17 protein-coding genes are annotated in these 20,050 nt (G+C 73.8%); 7 read left to right on the top strand and 10 right to left on the bottom strand.

Annotation, left to right across the window (positions count from 1 at the left end):
• Nucleotides 1–40: 40 nt before the first annotated feature.
• The 10 genes from K7396_RS20270 to eccD form a co-directional block, all read right to left on the bottom strand.
• Entirely contained in the window at nt 41–2,038 is a 1,998-nt protein-coding gene (locus K7396_RS20270; protein ID WP_086721257.1) for an NADH-quinone oxidoreductase subunit 5 family protein, read from the bottom strand.
• Entirely contained in the window at nt 2,035–2,397 is a 363-nt protein-coding gene (gene nuoK, locus K7396_RS20265; protein ID WP_086721256.1) for an NADH-quinone oxidoreductase subunit NuoK, read from the bottom strand. Before nuoK ends, K7396_RS20270 begins: the two co-directional genes overlap by 4 nt.
• On the bottom strand, nt 2,397–3,017 hold the full coding sequence (locus K7396_RS20260) for an NADH-quinone oxidoreductase subunit J family protein (RefSeq protein ID WP_086721255.1): 621 nt from the start codon (nt 3,015–3,017) through the stop codon (nt 2,397–2,399). The genes nuoK and K7396_RS20260 overlap by 1 nt, the downstream gene beginning before the upstream one ends.
• Nucleotides 3,014–3,634, bottom strand: a complete 621-nt coding sequence (locus tag K7396_RS20255; protein WP_086721254.1) for a NuoI/complex I 23 kDa subunit family protein — start codon at nt 3,632–3,634, stop codon at nt 3,014–3,016. Before K7396_RS20255 ends, K7396_RS20260 begins: the two co-directional genes overlap by 4 nt.
• Nucleotides 3,631–4,599 (bottom strand): complex I subunit 1/NuoH family protein, encoded by a 969-nt coding sequence (locus K7396_RS20250; protein WP_152104995.1) that lies wholly within the window; start codon nt 4,597–4,599, stop codon nt 3,631–3,633. Before K7396_RS20250 ends, K7396_RS20255 begins: the two co-directional genes overlap by 4 nt.
• Complete coding sequence (locus K7396_RS20245) at nt 4,596–5,882, bottom strand: NADH-quinone oxidoreductase subunit C (RefSeq protein ID WP_152104996.1); 1,287 nt, start codon at nt 5,880–5,882, stop codon at nt 4,596–4,598. Before K7396_RS20245 ends, K7396_RS20250 begins: the two co-directional genes overlap by 4 nt.
• Complete coding sequence (locus K7396_RS20240) at nt 5,879–6,559, bottom strand: NADH-quinone oxidoreductase subunit B (RefSeq protein WP_170314304.1); 681 nt, start codon at nt 6,557–6,559, stop codon at nt 5,879–5,881. The genes K7396_RS20245 and K7396_RS20240 overlap by 4 nt, the downstream gene beginning before the upstream one ends.
• Complete coding sequence (locus K7396_RS20235) at nt 6,550–6,951, bottom strand: NADH-quinone oxidoreductase subunit A (protein WP_152104997.1); 402 nt, start codon at nt 6,949–6,951, stop codon at nt 6,550–6,552. The genes K7396_RS20240 and K7396_RS20235 overlap by 10 nt, the downstream gene beginning before the upstream one ends.
• Before the next feature lie 296 nt (nt 6,952–7,247).
• Nucleotides 7,248–8,501, bottom strand: coding sequence for a hypothetical protein (locus K7396_RS20230; RefSeq protein ID WP_223660123.1), 1,254 nt, complete (start codon nt 8,499–8,501; stop codon nt 7,248–7,250).
• 537 nt (nt 8,502–9,038) lie between these two features.
• On the bottom strand, nt 9,039–10,391 hold the full coding sequence (eccD, locus tag K7396_RS20225) for a type VII secretion integral membrane protein EccD (RefSeq protein ID WP_086721521.1): 1,353 nt from the start codon (nt 10,389–10,391) through the stop codon (nt 9,039–9,041).
• A 299-nt stretch (nt 10,392–10,690) separates the two neighbouring features.
• Between eccD and K7396_RS20220 the strand changes: the two genes are divergently transcribed.
• From K7396_RS20220 to rarD, 7 genes are all read left to right on the top strand, one after another.
• Nucleotides 10,691–11,965, top strand: a complete 1,275-nt coding sequence (locus K7396_RS20220; RefSeq protein WP_086721578.1) for a sensor histidine kinase — start codon at nt 10,691–10,693, stop codon at nt 11,963–11,965.
• Between the two features lie 222 nt (nt 11,966–12,187).
• Nucleotides 12,188–13,501 carry a sensor histidine kinase gene (locus K7396_RS20215; protein WP_152104998.1) on the top strand — a complete coding sequence of 438 codons (1,314 nt, stop codon included), beginning with the start codon at nt 12,188–12,190 and terminating at the stop codon, nt 13,499–13,501.
• A gap of 210 nt (nt 13,502–13,711) precedes the next feature.
• The gene (locus K7396_RS20210) at nt 13,712–14,371 is read left to right on the top strand and encodes a response regulator transcription factor (protein WP_152105015.1); all 660 of its coding nucleotides are present in this window, start codon (nt 13,712–13,714) and stop codon (nt 14,369–14,371) included.
• Nucleotides 14,372–14,666: 295 nt separating this feature from the next.
• A complete protein-coding gene (locus tag K7396_RS20205; RefSeq protein ID WP_086717156.1) occupies nt 14,667–16,619 on the top strand; it encodes a 2-oxoacid:acceptor oxidoreductase subunit alpha in 1,953 nt (650 codons plus the stop codon).
• The gene (locus K7396_RS20200) at nt 16,612–17,706 is read left to right on the top strand and encodes a 2-oxoacid:ferredoxin oxidoreductase subunit beta (protein WP_086717157.1); all 1,095 of its coding nucleotides are present in this window, start codon (nt 16,612–16,614) and stop codon (nt 17,704–17,706) included. The genes K7396_RS20205 and K7396_RS20200 overlap by 8 nt, the downstream gene beginning before the upstream one ends.
• A 178-nt stretch (nt 17,707–17,884) precedes the next feature.
• A complete protein-coding gene (locus K7396_RS20195) occupies nt 17,885–18,751 on the top strand; it encodes an SDR family oxidoreductase (RefSeq protein ID WP_086717158.1) in 867 nt (288 codons plus the stop codon).
• 207 nt (nt 18,752–18,958) lie between these two features.
• The gene (rarD, locus tag K7396_RS20190; RefSeq protein WP_174886998.1) at nt 18,959–20,011 is read left to right on the top strand and encodes an EamA family transporter RarD; all 1,053 of its coding nucleotides are present in this window, start codon (nt 18,959–18,961) and stop codon (nt 20,009–20,011) included.
• Nucleotides 20,012–20,050 lie beyond the last annotated feature (39 nt).

Genomic DNA, 20,050 nt, shown 5'->3' with positions numbered 1-20,050 from the left:
GGGGGTGCGGGGTGCGTGCACCAGTGGTGTGCGGCATCGGTCAGGCTCCCGTACCCGTGGCGACGAGGACGGCGGCGACGGCCAGGACGAGCGAGCCCGCCAGCAGCGCGCCGAGATAGGTCTGCACGTTCCCGGTCTGGGCGCGGCGGACCGCGGCGCCCAGCAGGCCGGGGGCGGTGCCCGCGCCGCGCACGTAGGTGTCGACGACCTCGCGGTCCAGGAAGCGGACGAGCGTGGCGGCGGCGCGTACGGGCCGGACGAACAGGGCGGAGTAGACGGCGTCGAGGTGGAAGCCGACCGCCGCGTGGCGCTGCAGCGGGCCCAGGAGGAGACGGCCGGGGTCGGCCGGGTCCGGGGCCGCGGCGTTGTCGCCGTAGGCCGGGGCGTGGGTGTCGATCGCGACCTCCTCGGCGACCGCGGGGGTGGCGTCCGGGGCGGCGACGACCGCGCCGAGGGGGACGCGGGCGGCGAGCGCGGTGGTGTGCCGCCAGGCCGCGTAGGTGACCAGGCCGCCGACGAGGGCGCCACCGGTGCCCAGCACGGAGGTGGCCAGGGTCGGCGCGAGCGAACGCCCGTCGAACCAGCCGGGCAGGAAGGGGGCGGCGAGGCCGAGGGCGACGGTCGGGACGAAGAGCACCCACAGCATGGCGTTCATGGCGACCGGCTGCGGGCCGTGGTCGGGGGCTTCGGCGCCCTTGCCCTTGAAGACCAGCAGCCACAGGCGGGTGGCGTAGGCCGCGGTGAGCAGGGCGGTGAGCAGGCCGGAGACCAGCACGGTCCAGCCGGCCGCGCCGGGGATGCCGTGCGCGTCGCCGGTGGCGGCGTGTTCGGCGGCGCCCAGGACGGCTTCCTTGGAGAAGAAGCCGGCGAACGGCGGGATCGCGGCGAGCGCGAGCAGCGCCACGGTCACCGTCCAGTAGGCGTCCGGGACGCGCCGGGCCAGGCCGCTCAGCCGGGACATGGCGGCCAGCGAGTTGGTGCCGGCGGCGTGGATGATCACGCCGGCGCCGAGGAACAGCAGGGCCTTGAACGCACCGTGCGTCAGGAGGTGGAAGACGGCGGCACCACGGTCGCCGACGGCCAGCGCGCCGAGCATGTAGCCGAGCTGGCCGACCGTCGAGTAGGCCAGCACGCGCTTGATGTCGTCCTGCGCCAGGGCGGCCAGCCCCGAGCCGACCATGGTGACCGCGGCCATGACGGCGAGCACCACCAGCGCGGCCGCGGAGGCGGCGAAGACCGGGAGGAGACGGGCCACGAGGTAGACACCGGCCGCCACCATCGTCGCGGCGTGGATCAGCGCGGAGACCGGCGTCGGGCCGGCCATCGCGTCCGGGAGCCAGGTGTGCAGCGGGAACTGCGCCGACTTGCCCGCGACTCCGGCGAGCAGCAGCAGCGCGATCAGCGTCGGGTGGTCCAGGCCGCCGGCGGCGACGGAGCCGAGGATGCCGGTGATGCGGAAGGTCCCGGCGTCGGCGGCGAGCGCGAAGATGCCGAAGAGGAAGGGGACGTCCCCGAGCTTGGTGACGAGGAACGCCTTGAGGGAGGCGGCGCGGGCGGCCTCGGTCTCCCAGTAGTGGCCGACGAGGAAGTAGGAGCAGATGCCCATGACTTCCCAGCCGACCAGCAGCAGCATCAGGTCGCCGGTGTAGACGACCAGCAGCATCGCGGAGGTGAAGAGCGAGACCAGCGCGGCGTAGGAGGGGTAGCGCGGGTCGTCGCGCAGATAGGCGGTGGAGTAGATCTGCACACAGGTCGCCACGACACCGACCAGGACGGCGATCAGCGCGGCGAAGCCGTCGATGTGCAGGGCCAGGTCGATGGGGATCGAGCCGGTCGGGGTGAGCCGGGTGGCGACGTCGGTGGCCGGTCCGGTGCCCTGCCCGACGGCGACGGTCACGGTGAGCACGGCCGCGGCCAGCGTCGGCAGCACGGCCAGCGGCCGGACGAAGCCGGGCGCCCGCCTGCCCAGGAGGAGACCGGCGACGGCCCCGAGGAAGGGCAGGAGGGGAACGAGAACGGCGGTGGTCGTGAGGGTCACGCGGCGGCCTCCGCCGTGGTGTCCGGCTGCGGGTCCCCGTCCCCGGCGTCCGCCCGTTCGGCGAGGTCACGGAGCCGGTCGATGTCGGAGCTGCCGCGGTTGCGGTAGACGAGCAGCACGATCGCCAGGCCGATGCCGATCTCGGCGGCGGCGATGGCGATGGTGAAGAGGGTGAGCGCCTGGCCGGCGTGCAGGGTGTCGCGCAGCCAGACGTCGAAGGCGACGAGGTTGAGGTTGACGGCGTTGAGCATCAGCTCGACGGACAGCAGCACCAGGACCGCGTTGCGGCGCGCGAGCACGCCGTACAGCCCGGTGCAGAAGAGGAGGACGGCGAGGACGGCCGGGTAGGCGAGATGCATCAGCGCTGCTCCTCTCGCGGGGCGGGGGCCGCGGGGGTGCGGGCGGCGGCCTTCGCGAGGGCCGCCGCGGGCGCGTCCTCCCCGGTCCTGCGGGACAGCACGATCGCGCCGACGAGCGCGGCCAGCAGCAGCACGGACAGTGCCTCGAAGGGCAGCACCCAGTACTGGAAGAGGCTGCGCCCGGAGGCCTCGGCGGAGCCCTGGGCGGCGCCGTCGAGGTTGATCCAGGTCGCGCGGAAGCCGTCCACGACGACCCAGACGAGGGCGGCGGCCGAGGCGAGGGCCACCGCGAGCGCGGCCCAGCGGTTGCCCGAATCGGCGTCCGGGGAGCGGCCGATGGGCGCCTTGGTGAGCATCAGCCCGAAGAGCAGGAGGACGACGACGGAACCGACGTAGATCAGCACCTGCACCCAGGCGATGAACTCGGCCGTCAGGAGCAGGTATTCGACGGCGATCCCGCCGAGCGCGACGACCAGCCAGAGGGCGGCGTGCACCAGCTGCTTGGTGGTGACGGTGACGACGGCCGCGCCGAGGGTGGCGATGCCGACGAGGACGAAGGCGATCTCCACGCCGGTGGGCGAGAGGAAGCCCTGGCCGGCTGCGGTGGCGGCGAGCGTCACGTTCCCTCCCCTGGGGTGTCCGGTCGGTTCTGGTCGGTGGCCCGGTCCGTGTCCGCTTCCGCGGTCCCGGCGCGGGCGGCCTCGGCTTCGGCCTGCTGCTGGGCGGCGAGCTTGTCGGCCGCCTTGCGGGCGGCGGCCAGCTCCTTGGGCTCCTCGGCGGCCGGGTCGAGCGCCGGCGGTTCGGGCACCGTCCACATCCACTCGCGCAGCTTGTCGCGCTCATGGGTCAGATCGCGGATGTCCGTCTCGGCGTACTCGAACTCCGGTGACCAGAAGAGCGCGTCGAAGGGGCAGACCTCGATGCAGATCCCGCAGTACATGCACAGCGCGAAGTCGATCGCGAAGCGGTCCAGCACATTGCGGCTGCGCTCGCGGCCCCCGGGGGCGGCGGGCGGCACCGTCTCCTTGTGGGAGTCGATGTAGATGCACCAGTCCGGGCACTCCCGGGCGCACAGCATGCAGACCGTGCAGTTCTCCTCGAACAGCCCGATGACGCCGCGGGTGCGGGGCGCGAGGTCGGGCTGGACGTCCGGGTACTGCGCGGTGACCGATCGTTTCGTCATCGTCCGCAGGGTGACGGCCAGCCCCTTGGCGAGGCCGGAGCCGGGGAAGCTCATGACGAGATCACCACCTTGACGACGCCGGTGAGGGCGATCTGGGCGAGGGCGAGCGGGATGAGGACCGTCCAGGCGAGCTTTTGCAGCTGGTCCTCGCGCAGCCGCGGGTAGGTCACCCGCAGCCAGATGACGCCGAAGGCGAGGATCACGGTCTTCAGCAGCGTCCACAGCCAGCCCAGGCCGTCGGCGCCGAACGGGCCGTGCCAGCCGCCGAGGAAGAGGACGGAGGTCAGGGCGCAGAGGACGACGATGCCGGCGTACTCGGCGAGCAGGAAGAGCGCGAAGCGCAGTCCGGTGTACTCGGTGTACGCACCGAAGATGATCTCCGAGTCGGCGACCGGCATGTCGAACGGCGGCCGCTGCAGCTCGGCGAGCCCGGCGGTGAAGAACACGACGCCGCCGACGATCTGCCAGGGCACCCACCACCAGTGGAACGCCTCGACGATGCCCGGCAGCGAGAGCGTGCCGGCCGCCATCGCGACGGAGGCCGCGGCGAGCAGCATCGGCAGCTCGTACGCCAGCAGCTGCGCCGCCGTGCGCAGGCCGCCGAGCAGCGAGAACTTGTTGGCCGACGCCCAGCCCGCCATCAGCGAGCCGAGCACGCCGACGCCCATGACGGCCAGGACGAAGAAGATCCCGGCGTCCAGCGCCTGGCCCACGGCGTTGTGCGGGCCTATCGGGATGGCGACCATCACCAGGAGGTACGGCAGCAGGGCGACGGCCGGCGCGAGCTGGAAGATCCGCCGGTCGGCGCCGGCCGGGACGATGTCCTCCTTCTGCGCGAACTTCACCCCGTCGGCCACCAGCTGCGCCCAGCCGTGGAACCCGCCCGCGTACATCGGCCCGAGCCGGCCCTGCATATGGGCCATGACCTTGTGCTCGGTCTGCCCGATGACCAGAGGGAAGACCAGGAAGACGACGAAGACCGCGACCAGCCGCAGCGCGATGTCGAGGGCGTCGCTCACGGGGTGTCGCCTCCTGCCGGGTCTCGGGGGGTGTCCTGTGGGGGCTCGGGGGCGGCGGGCTTCTCGGGCTGCTCCGGGGGCGCCGCCTGCTCCGGGGGCTCCGGCTTCTCCGGGGGCACCGGCTTCTCCGGGGGCACCGGCTTCTCTTGTTTCTCCAGCTCCCCCGGCTCGTCGAAGGCCGGGCGGGCGTGGTGCCAGGGCGCGTCCGAGGAGGGCGGGGGTGTCTGCTTCTCGGGGGACTCCGCCGTCGCCGGGGTCTGGTCGGCGGCAGCCGTCTCGGGCGCCGGGGCCGTCGTGGCCTCCTCGGCGGCCCGTCGCTGCCCGGCCGAGCCCTCGCCCGCCGACCGCGTACGGCGTGCCGGCCGCTCCGGCCGCTCGGGACCGGCCTCGGCGGCCGGTGTCTCGGCCCCCGCCCCCGCCGTCTGCTGGCTGGCCGATCCGGCGCTCGCGGTCCGGGTACGGCGGGCCGGGCGCTCGCCCGCGGCCGCACCGGCACCGCCGGCGGCACGCGCGCCGCCGGCCGCCCGTGCGCCCCGCGCCGGACGCGCCGGAGCGGGCGGCAGCTGGCCCTTCAGCGGACCCCATTCGTTCGGGTCCGGGACGCCCGGGGGCAGCATCTGGCGGCGCTTGGGCCCGCCGTGCGCAGCACCCGCCGCCGGCTCCCCCGGCTCCTTGGCGCCCGGCCACGCCTTCGCCACCCGTGCCGCCAGCACGAAGTCCTTGCGCAGCGGGTGGCCCTCGAAGCTGTCCGGGAGCAGCAGGGGTACGAGGTGCGGGTGGCCGGTGAAGTCGACGCCGAACATCTCGTGGGTCTCGCGCTCGTGCCAGCCCGCGCCCGCGTACACGCCGAGGGCGGTGGGCAGGGCGGGCGCGTCGTGCGGCACGGTCGTCCGCACGATGAGGCGGTGGACGGTACCGGGCCGCGCCACGTCGGCGACGTGCGCACAGATCCGGAATCCGGTGCCGGGCTCGTCGACGGCGCTCAGCCAGTCGAAGTAGCTGCAGCCGAGGTCGTCGCGGGCGGCCGTCAGCGCGGTGAGCCAGCCGTCCACGGGGACGTCCACGGTCAGCACGTCGTACGCGAGCTCCGCCGTGGCCCCCGTACCGAAGATCTCGCTCGCGGGCCGCGGCAGCCAGCCGACGACCGGCTCGGCAACGGGCTCGGCCGCGGGCTCGGCAACCGGCGCTTCCGCCTGCGCGGCCTGCTCGGTGGTCTCTGCCCGGCGCTCCGGCTGGTCCGGCTGATCCGGCTGATCCGGCTGCTGCTTCGGCTGCTCGCTCATCGGGGCTCCTCCCCCGGCGCCTTCGGCTCGTCGGCGGGCTTCGGCTCGTCCGTGGGCTTCGGCGGGGGCGGCGCGACCAGTCCGCTGCGCAGCGCGGCCGCGGAGGGCCGGGCCGAACCGCCCTGCGCGTACCGCTCCCCCAGCGACTCGCGGGCGATCTTCTCCTGGAGCTTGAGGATGCCCTGCAGCAGCGCCTCCGGACGCGGCGGGCAGCCCGGTACGTACACGTCCACCGGGATGATCTGGTCGACGCCCTTGGTGACGGAGTACGAATCCCAGTACGGGCCGCCGCAGTTGGAGCAGGCCCCGAAGGAGATGACGTACTTCGGCTCGGGCATCTGCTCGTAGAGCCGCTTGACCGCGGGCGCCATCTTGTCGGTGACCGTGCCGGAGACGACCATCAGGTCGGCCTGGCGCGGGCCGGGCGCGAACGGGATCACGCCGAGCCGGATGAAGTCGTGGCGCGCCATGGACGCGGCGATGAACTCGATGGCGCAGCAGGCGAGGCCGAAGTTGAAGACCCAGAGGCTGTAGCGGCGGCCCCAGTTGAGGACCACCTTCATCGGCTCGGGCGCGAGCCGGGCCAGGGTCCCCAGGCGCCGCGGCTCCGGCAGGAACTGCGGCTCGGCGCCCTCGGACGCGGCTGCGGAGCTGTGGGAGGCGGGGGTCACGTCCATTCCAGGACGCCCTTCTTCCATGCGTAGAGCAGGCCGATGGCGAGGAAGCCGAGGAAGATGAACATCTCCACGAGCGTCACGCCACCGAAACCGGGGGCGGCGAAGATCGTCGCCCAGGGGAACAGGAAGATCGAGTCGACGGCGAAGATGACGTAGAGGAAGGCGTACACGTAGTAGCGGACCTGGGTGTGCGCCCAGCCCTCGCCGACGGGGTCCACGCCGCACTCGTACGTCAACAGTTTCTCGGGTGTCGGCACCACGGGCCTCAGCAGCCGCCCGGCACCGAAGGCCACGGCCACGAAGAGCACCCCGATCACGGCGATGATCCCGACGACCGAGTAGCCCTGGAAATAGTCCGCGGCGACAGTGGTGCGTACGGTCGCGTCCGGCACGTCCGCCCCTCGCTCCCTGACTGCGCTTGTTTCAACGACTTCGACGATCTGTACGGACGGGAGTCTAGGCCCTGCCCCGGCCGCGGTGAGCAGCCGGATCGTCGCGGACGGTGGGGTTGTCCCCACTTCGCCCTACCTGGGCGGCGGGCAGCGTAGACGGCCCGGCCGGTTGTCTCAGAAGGCGTCTCACGGATCGGACTCGGCGGGCGCTCGGACGCACCCCGAGGCGGCCGGTATGGCCGGCTTGAGGAGGAATGGGCGTTGTGGCCGGAAAGGGCGGCATGCCCGGCGCTCGGTCACCGGGGCGGGGCGGCGTGGGGGTCGGCCGGTGCGGCGTGGCCTCCGTAGGGGTCGGCCGGTCCGGGGCGGGTGGGGCTGCCGGGGGCCGTCGCCGGGGCGGCCGGGCCGCCGCCCGGACGCTGCCGGCCCGGTCCCCGCGAGACCGCGCGGTTCATCGCCTCGGCGGCGATCCGGGCGGCGGCCTGGAGCGTCCGCTCGCCGAGCAGCTCCGTACGGATCGCGCCGCCCGCGGCGAGATGGCGGTCGTACGGGAGGGGGAGCACCGTCGCGCCGCCGATGCCCAGGTGCTCGGTGGCCTTGCGCACGTCCAGGCCGGAATCGGGCGACACATGGCTGAGAACCACCACCGTCGTCGGCAGCATGCCGGGGTGGAGCCCGCCGACCCAGTCCAGGACCGAGCGGGTGGCCGCCACGCCCTCCGGGGTCGCCGGCGAGACCAGCACCCGCGCCTGCGTGGTCACCAGCGCGGTGCGCGCCACCTCGGCGGGGAGCGTCTCGCAGTCCACGACGGTGGTCGCGAAGTAGCGGCGCAGCGAGGTCATCACCACCCGGTAGGTGTCGATGTCCAGCCGCGTCCCGATGGCGCCCTGGCTGCCGGGCAGCAGCCAGCCGCCCCCGGGGAACGGAATCAGGTAGCCCGTCAGGTCCGTGATCAGCATCGACGGGTCCACTATCTGCGCGAGATCGGTGCCCGACCAGCGCACTTCGCGGGCGCCCAGCCGGTGCGGCAGCGTACCCAGGGCCGGGTCGGCCTCGATCGCCAGCACCGGATCGGCGCGGTAGTGCGCATAGGTGAGGGCCAGCAGCGCGGCGACGGTGGACTTGCCCGCGCCGCCCCGGATGCTCGTCACGGAGATCTGCCGGCCGGTGGTCACCGGCTGCTGGATGGCGTACGCGGTGTGGGTGACGGCGGCGGTCTCCGCCGCGGGCGACGAGGCGATCGCCCGCCGCACGGCACGCCCCGCGCGCTGCGCGACGGACTCGCCGTGCCGCGGCTTGGCCCGCAGGGCGTCCAGCTCGGGCGGCATCAGCGGCACCGAGACGGGGGTGGGGTGGGACCTGCGGAGCGGGGTGGGGGTGTGGACGGGGGCGGACGCGGGCGTCCGGGCGGGGGCCGGTGTCCGGGCGGGCTCGGGTGTCCGGGGGTCGGTGGAAGGGGCCTCGGAGGCGGGCGGGGCCGGAGTGGTGTGCGGAGCCGCCGGGGCGTGCGGATTCGGCGCAGGGGCCGGCTCCGGTGCGGGGTACGGCATCGGGGCACCGGCGGGCATGGGTCCGGCAGCGGGCAGAGCGCCAGGGGCGGGCATGTGGCCCGCGGGCGGCACGTGGCCCGCGGGCGGCACGTGGCCCGCGGGCGGCGCGTAACCGGCGCCCGGCATGGGACCGGAGGCAGCCGGGCCGGCCGGAGCGCCGTCCCGGAACTCCGCACGGTCCCGGTACTCCGCGGCGGCCGGTGTCTGCGGCGGCACGGAGGGCACCGGCGGGTACCCGGCACCGCCGTAGCCCGGCCCGGCGGAGTACGCGGACGCCGGGGCGGGCCCTCCGGGCACGTGCGCCGGGCCCGGCCCGGCCGGCTGCGCCTTCGCCGGCACCGGCGTGTCCCACACGGTCGCGCCCCCGGTCACGTCAGTGGCCGCGCCCCCGGTCACGTCACCCGTCGCGCCCCCGGTCATGTCACCGGTCGCGTCACCGGCCGGGGCCCCTGTCATGTCACCGGCCGCGTCGCCTGCCGCCGGTCCGGCCGCGTCCCCCGTCGAGTGCTCAGTCACGTCCATGGTCGCCTTTCCGGTTCAGAGCGTGGGGAGCAGCCGGCCGTAGATCCCGAAGGCCCCGAGGGCCACCGGGATCAGCGCCATCACGGCGACCGACTCGACGAGGTTCAGCAGGCGGCGCAGGCGGGCGCGGACGTGCTCCGGGACGCGCACCGCGAGCACCCCGAGCGGCAGCACCGCGCAGACGCACAGCACGGCCAGCGCACCCGCCGGACTCCCCGGGCCCGCCGCCCACCGGAGCACCAGGGACATCCCCACCGCCGTACCGGCCGCCAGCAGGGCGACGACCTCGGCCGTCAGGGGGTAGGCGCGCGCTCGCGACAGCGTCACCAGACACAGCAGCGCCGCGGCCGCGGCCGGCCACCCGTCGCCGGACCCGGCGGCCACCACTCCCGCGGCACCCGCGGAGACCGCCATCGCGACCGTGGCCGGCGCCAGATCGCGGTGGGTCGCGCCGAGGGCGGCCCCGACCTGGTGGCGGCTCACGGGCGCGTCACCGGACCGCCGGTCGTCGAGCCGGGTCAACCCGGCCGCCGTCAGGGCCAGTCGGGGCAGGTAGCCCAGCACGAGCACCGAGAGCACGCCGAGCGCGACTCCCGTACGGGTCAGGTCGGCCAGCGCCAGCCCGGCCTCCCACGCCCCGACCGCGACCGCGACCGCCGCCGCGCCGACGAGGCCGCCGCGCCCCAGCTCCGTGCAGACCCCGAGCAGCGCGAGCGCCGCCGCGACGGTCAGTCCGACGGCCGCCAGCCGCGCCCCGCCCGGCGAGGCGGCCTGCCAGGAGGCGAGCACGCCGAGCGCGCCGCCCAGGGCGAGCAGCGCGGTGCTCGTCGCACGCTGTCCGAGCGCGCCGAGCCTTCCGAGTCGCCCGAGCCGTGCGCCGGCCGCCCCGGCGGCCGCGGCCAGCACCCCGGCGACACCGAGCCAGAGCGCGGCCCGCCCCGGCCCGTACCAGCGCGCCGCCGCCACCCCGGCCACCAGCGCCGGCGCCACGCTCGCCGCGCCGGCCGTCCACGTCCGGCTCCGCCGGCCCCAGTGCCGGCCGCGCGCGTCCAGATCGTCGGCGGCCTCGCCCGTGGCGTCGTGCGCCGACGGCCCCGCCGGGGTCTGCCGCTCCCCCACGAGCCGCAGCACGGCCCCGTCGGGCACCCGCGCCGAGGCCAGCGAGTCGTCCGGCGAGAGCACCGAGCCGTCCGCGGTCACCAGCCGTCGCCGCGTCCCGTCGCCCGGCCGGTCGCCGAGCAGCCGCAGCACGTCCGGCAGCAGCGCGCCGAGGGGCTCTCGCGCGGGGAGCACGAGGTCGGCCCGCCGCCGCTCGCCCACGAGGGTCACCCGGCCCAGGGAGGTGCGCGACGCGGCCCCCGAATCCATCCCCGAACTCACACTCACCATGCCGACGCGGCCCCCGCGTTGCTGCCAGTAGGACTTGCTCCCGGGGGCCACCCGCGCAAACCACCGGCCAACTCGCCGACGATGAACGACCGCCCCCGCACAACCGGCACACACGATACGGCGCGGTCGCGACGGCTTGTCCACAACGGTCACCGGCGGGCTGCCCGCCGCCGTGCGGGTCCAACTGCGGCGATGCGGAGGAAAGGTGGGGAAAACCCCACCCCCGTCACCCCAGCCACCCCATGGCACGCGCGGCGGCGGCCGGGCAGTCTGGGCGCATGACCGAGAGATCCCGGCCCCGTGGTGCCGATCCCGCCGACGCCGTCGACGCTGTCGACGAAGCCCCTGACGGTGTCGCGCCGCCGCCGGAAAGGCCGCTCAGCGGCGCCACCTGGCGGGAGATCGCGTACCTGCTGTCCAATCTCCCGCTGGGTCTCGCCGGGTTCGTGGTGCTGGTGGTCTGGCTGACCCTCGGCATCGGACTGGCCGTCACGGTCACGGGGCTGCCGCTGCTGGCGAGCGGCCTGGTGACGTGCCGGGCGTACGGGAGGCTGGAACGGGCGCGGGCGCGGGCGCTGCTCGGGGTGCGGGTGCCGGAGCCGAGCCGGCTGCGGGCCCGCGAGCAGGGGTTCCTGCCCTGGATGTGGCTGTGCCTGAAGGACCCGGTCGCCTGGCGGCACGCGCTGTTCGCGTTCCTCCGGCTGCCCTGGGCCGCGTTCACCTTCTCGGTCGCCCTGGTCTCGCTCCTGGTGGCGTGGCCGGCGCTGCCGTGGCTGGCGCGCTGGCTGACGAACGTGGACCGGGCCATGGTGCGCGGGCTGCTCTCGCCCTCCGACGAGCTGGAGCGGCGGATCGCCGAGCTGGAGTCGGACCGGGTGACGGTCACCGACACCGCGGCCGCCGACCTGCGGCGCATCGAACGGGATCTGCACGACGGCGCGCAGGCCAGGCTCGTGGCGCTCGCCATGGGGCTCGGCCTGGCGAAGGAGAAGCTGCTGGAGGGCCGGGCCGACGACAGCGTGGCGGCGATGGTGGAGGAGGCGCACGGCGAGGTGAAGCTGGCGCTGCAGGAGCTGCGGGACCTGGCCCGGGGCATCCATCCGGCGATCCTCACCGACCGCGGGCTGGGCCCGGCCCTCGCCTCGCTGGCCGGGCGCTGCACGGTGCCCGCCACCACGGCCGTGGACCTGGCCGAGCGGCCCGCGCCCGCCATCGAGGGCATCGCCTATTTCACGGTCTCCGAGCTGCTGCAGAACATCTCCAAGCACAGCGCGGCACGGCAGGCGTCGGTCGAGGTGTGGCGGGCCGGGGACCGGCTGCTGCTCCAGGTGACGGACGACGGGAAGGGCGGGGCGCGGCTGGACGGCGGCAGCGGCATGGCCGGGCTCGCCGAGCGGCTGGGGTCGGTGGACGGCCTGTTCGTGCTGGACTCGCCGGAGGGCGGGCCCACGCGGGTGACGGCGGAACTGCCGTGGTGGCCGCGGGAGCGGGCGGCGGCCGGGACGGGACCGGCGCCGAGGAGGGCGGCGAAGGCGGCGCCGAGGGGCCGCTGACGGAGCGTCCGACGGTCGGGGCAGGGAGCTGCGGGGCGCCGCCGCGGAGGGGTGCCGGCCTCGGTCCGGGGGTGGGGAAAACCCCCGGAGAAGACTGCGAAGAGCCTCATGGTGCGCGGGGCGGCGGGCGCGGACCCTTGTCACAGCGGCACGAGCCGCCCGGACCCCGGGCGGCGCATCCGACAGGGCAAGGGCCACATCGGCAGAACGGACGACGAGACGATGGACACCGCATACGCACACCGGCCCGGCGGCTCCCGCGTGCCCGCGGGGCTGCGCGCCCCGTTCTCCGCGCGCACCTGGCGGGAGTTCCTCCACCTCATGCTCAACTTCCCGCTCTCCGTCGGGATGTTCGTCTTCACGATGGTGGCGGTCACCACGGGCTCCGGTCTGCTGATCACGTTCCTCGGCATCCCGGTGCTGGCGGGCGGCCTGGCCGGCATCCGCGCGCTGGGCGCCCTGGAGCGCCGGCGGGCCCGTGCGCTGCTGGGACTGGACGTCGCCGATCCGGAGCCCGTCCGGCCGTCCAGGCCCGGTCTGATGGGGTGGGTCGGGGCCGTGCTGAAGAGCGGGGTGTCCTGGCGGCACGTGCTCTACTGCCTGCTGCACTTCCCGTGGGCACTCTTCGCCTTCATCACCTCGTTCACCTTCTGGACGCTCGGCTGGCTGCTGCTGGCCTACCCGCTGTGGCGGTGGACGTTCCCGGCCTACCTCGGCCGCTCGGGCATCCAGCTGGGGTGGGACGGCAGCGGCAACGGCATCTACCTCAGCACCCCGGTGGAGACCGTGCTCACCAGCGCGGCCGGACTGCTGCTGGTGGTGGCCGGCTCGTGGGTGATCCACGGGCTGACGCAGGTGGACCGGCTCATGGTCCAGAGCCTGCTGGGGCCCTCCTCCCTCGCCGCCCGGGTCTCGGAGCTGGAGTCGGACCGCGGGGTGGTCGCGGACACCGCGGCGGGGGATCTGCGGCGCATCGAGCGGGATCTGCACGACGGGGCGCAGGCCCGGCTGGTCTCGCTCGCCATGGACCTGGGCCTGGCCAAGGAGAAGCTCGCGCAGGACCCGGAGGCCGCCGCGAAGATGGTGGACGAGGCGCACGGCGAGGTGAAGATCGCGCTCCAGGAGCTGCGGGACCTGGCCCGCGGCATCCACCCCGCGATCCTCACGGACCGGGGGCTCGGCCCGGCGCTGTCGGCGCTCTCCGCGCGCTGCACGGTCCCGGTGACGGTGACCGTGGACCTGGACCACCGGCCGGCCGCGGCGATCGAGGGCATCGCGTACTTCACCGTCTCCGAACTGCTGCAGAACGTCTCCCGGCACTCCGGGGCCACCGGCGCGACGCTGGACGTCTGGCACACCGCCGACCGGCTGATGCTGCTGGTCACGGACGACGGCCGGGGAGGCGCGCACACGGCGGCGGGAGGGGGCCTGGCCGGCCTCGCCGAACGGCTGGGCGCCGTCGACGGCCTGCTGGTCGTGGAGTCCCCGGCCGGCGGCCCGACAGCCGTCAGCGCGGAGCTGCCGTGGCGCGGCTGACGGCGCCCCCGCCCCGCGGCTGATCACGGAACCGCCCCGGCCCGGCCCCCCTCGGAATCGCGCCCGGATTCGCGCCCGCCCGCCCCGTTCCGCCCCCCGGTCCCTTGATCCGCCGCATCCGCCGCGCCGTCGTCCGGATGCTGGGATGCTGGAGGCCGGCAGGGGCGGAATGCGATGAGGCATGGGGGAATCTGAGCCGTGGAGGACAAGGTGCGGGTGGTCATCGCCGAGGACTCGGTGCTGCTCCGTGAGGGCCTGACCCGGCTGCTCACCGACCGGGGGCACGAGGTCGTGGCGGGCGTGGGGGACGCCGAGGCGCTGATCGGGACGATCGGGGAGCTGGCCGGCGCGGGGGCGCTGCCGGACGTGGTGGTGGCGGACGTACGGATGCCGCCCACGCACACCGACGAGGGGGTCCGGGCCGCCGTCCGGCTGCGCCGGGAGCACCCCGGCCTGGGGGTGCTGGTGCTCTCCCAGTACGTCGAGGAGCAGTACGCGACGGAGCTGCTGGCCGGGTCGAGCCGGGGCGTCGGCTACCTGCTCAAGGACCGGGTGGCCGAGGTGCGGGAGTTCGTCGACGCGGTCGTCCGGGTCGCCGGGGGCGGGACGGCGCTGGACCCGGAGGTGGTGGCGCAGCTGCTGGGCCGCAGCCGCAAGCAGGACGTGCTGGCCCATCTGACACCCCGGGAGCGGGAGGTGCTGGGCCTGATGGCCGAGGGCCGGACGAACTCCGCGGTCGCCCGGCAGCTGGTGGTCAGCGACGGCGCGGTCGAGAAGCACGTCAGCAACATCTTCCAGAAACTGGGCCTGTCGCAGAGTGACGGGGATCACCGCCGGGTGCTCGCGGTGCTCACCTACCTCAACTCCTAGCCATCTGACACCCTGTCAGATAGGTGGCCCGAGGCGTTTTCCAGCGAGGTCCAGGACTTTGGTCGTAGAACCAATGGAGGAGTCCGGAGCGTCATGAATGAGGGGGCACGGGGGGTGGTGATTTCATGACAATACACACCAGATCGGTGTCTCATGGTGACGTCCACCATGCGAGCAACCCAGGGAAGGCCACCCTTACCCACGTACGATGCTTATGGGACAACCGGTCAGTACGACACGTCCCGAGCCCTGCCTCCGGCGGGGACGCCGCACCCCTCGAGGGAGGTCCGAAGCAGTGACCAGCCAGGTCAACAGCACAGCCGAGCAGACCGACGCAGCGCTTGTCGGGGAAGCGCGCGATTCCGGAGACGGCGGCGCAGGCAAAGAAGTCCGACGCCTCGACCGGGTCATCATCCGGTTCGCCGGTGACTCCGGTGACGGTATGCAGCTCACCGGCGACCGGTTCACCTCGGAGACCGCGTCGTTCGGCAACGACCTGTCGACGCTGCCGAACTTCCCCGCCGAGATCCGCGCGCCCGCCGGCACCCTGCCGGGCGTCTCCAGCTTCCAGCTGCACTTCGCCGACCACGACATCCTCACGCCGGGTGACGCACCGAACGTGCTGGTGGCGATGAACCCGGCCGCGCTGAAGGCGAACCTGGCGGATGTGCCGCGGGGCGCGGACATCATCGTCAACACCGATGAGTTCACCAAGCGCCCGATGGCGAAGGTCGGCTATGCGACCAGCCCCCTGGAGGACGGGTCGCTGGAGGCCTACAACGTCCACCCGGTGCCGCTGACGACGCTGACGATCGAGGCGCTCAAGGAGTTCGGGCTCTCCCGCAAGGAGGCCGAGCGCAGCAAGAACATGTTCGCGCTGGGGCTGCTGTCGTGGATGTACCACCGGCCGACCGAGGGCACCGAGAAGTTCCTGCGGGCGAAGTTCGCGAAGAAGCCGGAGATCGCGGAGGCCAACGTCACGGCGTTCCGGGCGGGCTGGAACTTCGGTGAGACCACGGAGGACTTCGCCGTCTCCTACGAGGTCGCGCCGGCGACCAGGGCCTTCCCGACCGGCACCTACCGCAACATCTCCGGGAACCTCGCGCTGTCCTACGGCCTGGTCGCGGCCGGCCGGCAGGCGGACCTGCCGCTGTATCTGGGCTCGTACCCGATCACCCCGGCCTCCGACATCCTGCACGAGCTGTCCAAGCACAAGAACTTCGGGGTGCGCACCTTCCAGGCGGAGGACGAGATCGCCGGGATCGGGGCGGCGCTGGGCGCCGCGTTCGGCGGTGCGCTGGCGGTGACGACCACGTCGGGTCCCGGTGTGGCGCTGAAGTCGGAGACCATCGGCCTGGCGGTCAGCCTGGAGCTGCCGCTGCTGATCGTGGACATCCAGCGCGGCGGGCCGTCGACGGGTCTGCCGACGAAGACCGAGCAGGCGGATCTGCTCCAGGCGATGTACGGGCGCAACGGCGAGGCGCCGGTGCCGATCGTGGCGCCGAAGACGCCCGCGGACTGCTTCGACGCGGCGCTGGACGCGGCCCGGATCGCGCTGACCTACCGCACGCCGGTCTTCCTGCTCTCCGACGGCTACCTGGCCAACGGCTCGGAGCCGTGGCGGATCCCCGATGTCGACGAACTTCCGGACCTGCGCGTCCAGTTCGCCTCGGGCCCCAACCACCAGCAGGCGGACGGCACCGAGGTGTTCTGGCCGTACAAGCGGGACGAGCAGACCCTGGCCAGGCCCTGGGCGGTGCCCGGCACGCCGGGCCTGGAGCACCGGATCGGCGGCATCGAGAAGCAGGACGGCACGGGCAACATCTCCTACGACCCGGCCAACCACGACTTCATGGTGCGCACCCGCCAGGCGAAGGTCGACGGCATCGAGGTCCCCGACCTCGACGTCGACGACCCCGCCGACGACGACGGCCGCAGCGCCGGCACCCTCGTGCTGGGCTGGGGGTCGACCTACGGCCCGATCACCGCGGCGGTCCGGCGCGTCCGGCGTGCCGGCGGGCGCATCGCCCAGGCCCATCTGCGCCACCTCAACCCCTTCCCCGGGAATCTCGGGGACGTCCTGGGGCGTTACGACAAGGTGATCGTGCCGGAGATGAACCTCGGGCAGCTCGCCACGCTGATCCGGGCGAAGTACCTGGTCGACGCGCAGTCGCACACCCAGGTCAGCGGAATGCCGTTCAAGGCCGAGCAGCTCGCGGAGGTCTTTAAGGAGGCCATCAATGACTGAGACGATCACGGAGGGGTCCTCGCAGATCGAGGCGCTCTCCCTGGTGCCCAAGGCCGACGCCAAGCAGTCCATGAAGGACTTCAAGTCCGATCAGGAAGTGCGCTGGTGCCCCGGCTGCGGTGACTACGCCGTCCTTGCCGCCGTGCAGGGCTTCATGCCCGAGCTCGGCCTGGCCAAGGAGAACATCGTCTTCGTCTCCGGCATCGGCTGCTCCTCCCGCTTCCCGTACTACATGAACACCTACGGGATGCACTCCATCCACGGCCGCGCGCCGGCCATCGCCACCGGCCTGGCCTCCTCCCGGCGCGACCTGTCGGTGTGGGTCGTCACCGGCGACGGCGACGCGCTGTCCATCGGCGGCAACCACCTCATCCACGCCCTGCGGCGCAACGTCAACCTCAAGATCCTGCTGTTCAACAACCGGATCTACGGCCTGACCAAGGGCCAGTACAGCCCCACCTCCGAGGTCGGCAAGATCACCAAGTCCACGCCGATGGGCTCGCTGGACGCGCCGTTCAACCCGGTCTCGCTGGCCCTGGGCGCCGAGGCGTCGTTCGTCGCCCGCACCGTCGACTCCGACCGCAAGCACCTCACCTCGGTGCTGCGCGAGGCCGCCGCCCACCCCGGCACGGCCCTGGTCGAGATCTACCAGAACTGCAACATCTTCAACGACGGCGCCTTCGAGGTCCTCAAGGACAAGGAACAGGCCGAGGAGGCCGTCATCCGCCTGGAGCACGGGCAGCCGATCCGCTTCGGCGCCCTGGCCCCCGACGGCTTCGGCTCCAAGGGCGTGGTCCGCGACCCGGCCACCGGCGACCTCAAGGTCATCGACGTCCGCGAGGAGGGCACCGGCGGCGTGCTGGTGCACGACGCCCACAACCCGTCTCCCACCACGGCGTTCGCCCTCTCCCGGCTCGCCGACCCCGACACGCTGCACCACACCCCCATCGGGGTCCTGCGCAACGTCGACCGCCCGGTCTACGACACCCTGATGTCCGACCAGCTCGACGACGCCATCCAGCAGAAGGGCAAGGGCGACCTCGCCGCCCTGCTGACCGGCAACGACACCTGGACCGTCGTCGGCTGACCGGCCCGGCCCCGGCCCCGCGGGTGCCCCCGGGAGCGTCTGACGACGCTTCCGGGGGCACCCGTTTGTGTGGGCGGCGCGTGTGTGACGGCGTTTCATACGAGTGTCATAGACGACTGTTTAAGGCAGGCGTACAGTCGGGTCCCGTCAGCCAGCGCACCGTTCACAGGGGGCACTCATGAGCATCGTCGTCACCGGCGCCACCGGGGCACTCGGCCGGCTCGTCGTCGAGGAGCTGCTGAAGCGCGTGGAACCCGGCGAGATCGTCGCGGTCGCCCGGGACCGGGCCAAGGCCGCCGGCCTCGCGGCCCGCGGCGTCGAGGTCAGGATCGCGGACCACCGCAGGCCCGAGTCGCTCCAGGGCGTGTTCGGGGCCGGCGACCGGGTGCTGCTCATCTCCGGGAACGAGGCCGGAGCGCGCCTCGACCAGCACCGCGCGGTCATCGACGCCGCACGGGAGGCGGGCGTCGCGCTGCTGGCGTACACGAGCGTGCTGGGCGGGCCGTCCGCCACGTTCTCCCTCGCCGAGGAGCACCTCGCGACCGAGCAGGCGCTGCTCGCCTCCGGGGTGCCGTACTGCCTGCTGCGCAACGGCTGGTCCCACGAGAACTACACCGGGGCGCTCGCCGGCGCCCTGCGGACCGGCGCCGTCGTCGGCAGCGCCGGCGGGGGCCGGGTGGCCACCGCCGCGCGCCGGGACTACGCGGAGGCCGCCGCCGTCGTCCTCGCCGGCGGCGGCCGGGAGAACACGGTGTACGAGCTGAGCGGCGACACCGCCTGGACGATGGCCGAGTACGCGGCCGAGGTGTCCCGGCAGACCGGCCGGGAGATCCCCTACCGCGACCTGCCGCAGGAGCGGTACGCGGCGCTGATGACCGAGGCGGGGGTGTCGGCGCTGGGCGCGCGGGCGGTCGCCGAGGCGGACGCCGGGATCGCCCGGGGCGAGCTCGCCGCGACGCCCGGCGAGCTGTCCCGGCTGATCGGCCGCCCGACCACGCCGATCGCCGAGGCGATCACGGAGGCGCTGAAGGAACTGCCGGCCTGAGGGGGCCGCCGGGGCCTGGCGCCCCCTCCTCCCACCGTTCCCGCTTCCTCCCCCCCCCGCTCCCGCCCCGGTCGATCCGGTCCGCGCGTGCGGCCCTTCACCATCCTTCACCGGGATGTCATGACCGTATGGCGAAACAGGCATGACAGAAGGGCCCGGCGACGTTACTTTCACTCAAGGCGGCGAAGCGTTCTCAGGAGGTCCCCCTTGCAGCCTCGAAGCGATCAGCGTGTCGGTCTCGCCTACGGCATCGCCGCCTACACCATGTGGGGCCTGCTGCCGCTCTACTGGCATCTGCTGGGCGCCGCCTCCGCGTCCGAGATCCTGGCCCATCGCATGGCGTGGTCGCTGCCCGTCGCCGTCGTCATCCTGGCCGCGCTGCGCCGCTGGTCGTGGATCCGCCCGTTGCTGCGGCAGCCCAGGAGGCTCGGGCTGATCCTGATCTGCGCCGTGGTCATCTCGACGAACTGGTTCCTGTACATCTGGGCCGTCAACGCCGGGCACGTCCTGGAAGCCTCGCTCGGCTACTTCATCAACCCGCTGGTCAGCATCGCCTTCGGCGTGCTGTTCCTGCGCGAGCGGCTGCGGCCGCTGCAGTGGGTCGCCGTGGGGATCGGCGTCCTGGCCGTGGTCGTGATGACCGCCGCCTACGGCAAGGTGCCCTGGATCGCGCTCGTGCTGGCCTTCTCGTTCGCGACGTACGGGCTGGTCAAGAAGAGCGTCAAGCTCGACGGGATCGAGGGCTTCAGCGCCGAGACGGCCCTGCAGGCGCTGCCCGCGTTGGGGTTCCTGGTGTTCCTCGCGCTGCGCGGCGAGTGCAGCTTCACCAGCGACGGGGTGGGCCAGGCGCTGCTGCTGTCGGGCTGCGGTGTCGCGACGGCGGTGCCGCTGATCTGCTTCGGCGCCTCGGCCATGCGGCTGCCGCTGACGATGATCGGGATGCTGCAGTATCTGGCGCCGAGCTTCCAGTTCGTGCTGGGGCTCACTGTCTTCCACGAGCGGATGCCGGCGGAGCGCTGGGCCGGGTTCGCCCTGGTGTGGGCGGCCCTGACCGTACTGACCTGGGACGCGCTGCGGACCGCCCGGCGCGGACGGGCGGCACTGGCCGCCGCCGCGGCCCAGGCGGGCGAGGCGGGAGCGGCGGTAGCCGTACAGGCGGCGGACGCGGACCGGGCGGCCCCGGCGGCAACGGCGCCCGCGGCGGCGCCGCTCACCGACGCACCGGCCGAGACCTCGCGGCCTCCCCGCTCCACGCAGTGACACCGCGGCCCTCGGGCCCCTCCCCCGCCGGCTCCACGG

The organism is Streptomyces angustmyceticus (genome assembly GCF_019933235.1).
Lineage (GTDB): Bacteria > Actinomycetota > Actinomycetes > Streptomycetales > Streptomycetaceae > Streptomyces > Streptomyces angustmyceticus.
Note: the sequence above shows the minus strand (reverse complement) of the source record. Positions and strands in the feature narration are given on the sequence as shown.

Bases quoted from the DNA above. Each gene is read 5' to 3' on its own strand.
- nuoK (WP_086721256.1), bottom strand. From the start codon at position 2,397: ATGCATCTCGCCTACCCGGCCGTCCTCGCCGTCCTCCTCTTCTGCACC.
- K7396_RS20255 (WP_086721254.1), bottom strand. From the start codon at position 3,634: ATGAGCTTCCCCGGCTCCGGCCTCGCCAAGGGGCTGGCCGTCACCCTG.
- K7396_RS20245 (WP_152104996.1), bottom strand. From the start codon at position 5,882: ATGAGCGAGCAGCCGAAGCAGCAGCCGGATCAGCCGGATCAGCCGGAC.
- K7396_RS20240 (WP_170314304.1), bottom strand. From the start codon at position 6,559: ATGGACGTGACCCCCGCCTCCCACAGCTCCGCAGCCGCGTCCGAGGGC.
- K7396_RS20230 (WP_223660123.1), bottom strand. From the start codon at position 8,501: ATGCCGTACCCCGCACCGGAGCCGGCCCCTGCGCCGAATCCGCACGCC.
- eccD (WP_086721521.1), bottom strand. From the start codon at position 10,391: ATGGATTCGGGGGCCGCGTCGCGCACCTCCCTGGGCCGGGTGACCCTC.
- K7396_RS20220 (WP_086721578.1), top strand. From the start codon at position 10,691: ATGACCGAGAGATCCCGGCCCCGTGGTGCCGATCCCGCCGACGCCGTC.
- K7396_RS20215 (WP_152104998.1), top strand. From the start codon at position 12,188: ATGGACACCGCATACGCACACCGGCCCGGCGGCTCCCGCGTGCCCGCG.
- K7396_RS20200 (WP_086717157.1), top strand. From the start codon at position 16,612: ATGACTGAGACGATCACGGAGGGGTCCTCGCAGATCGAGGCGCTCTCC.
- K7396_RS20195 (WP_086717158.1), top strand. From the start codon at position 17,885: ATGAGCATCGTCGTCACCGGCGCCACCGGGGCACTCGGCCGGCTCGTC.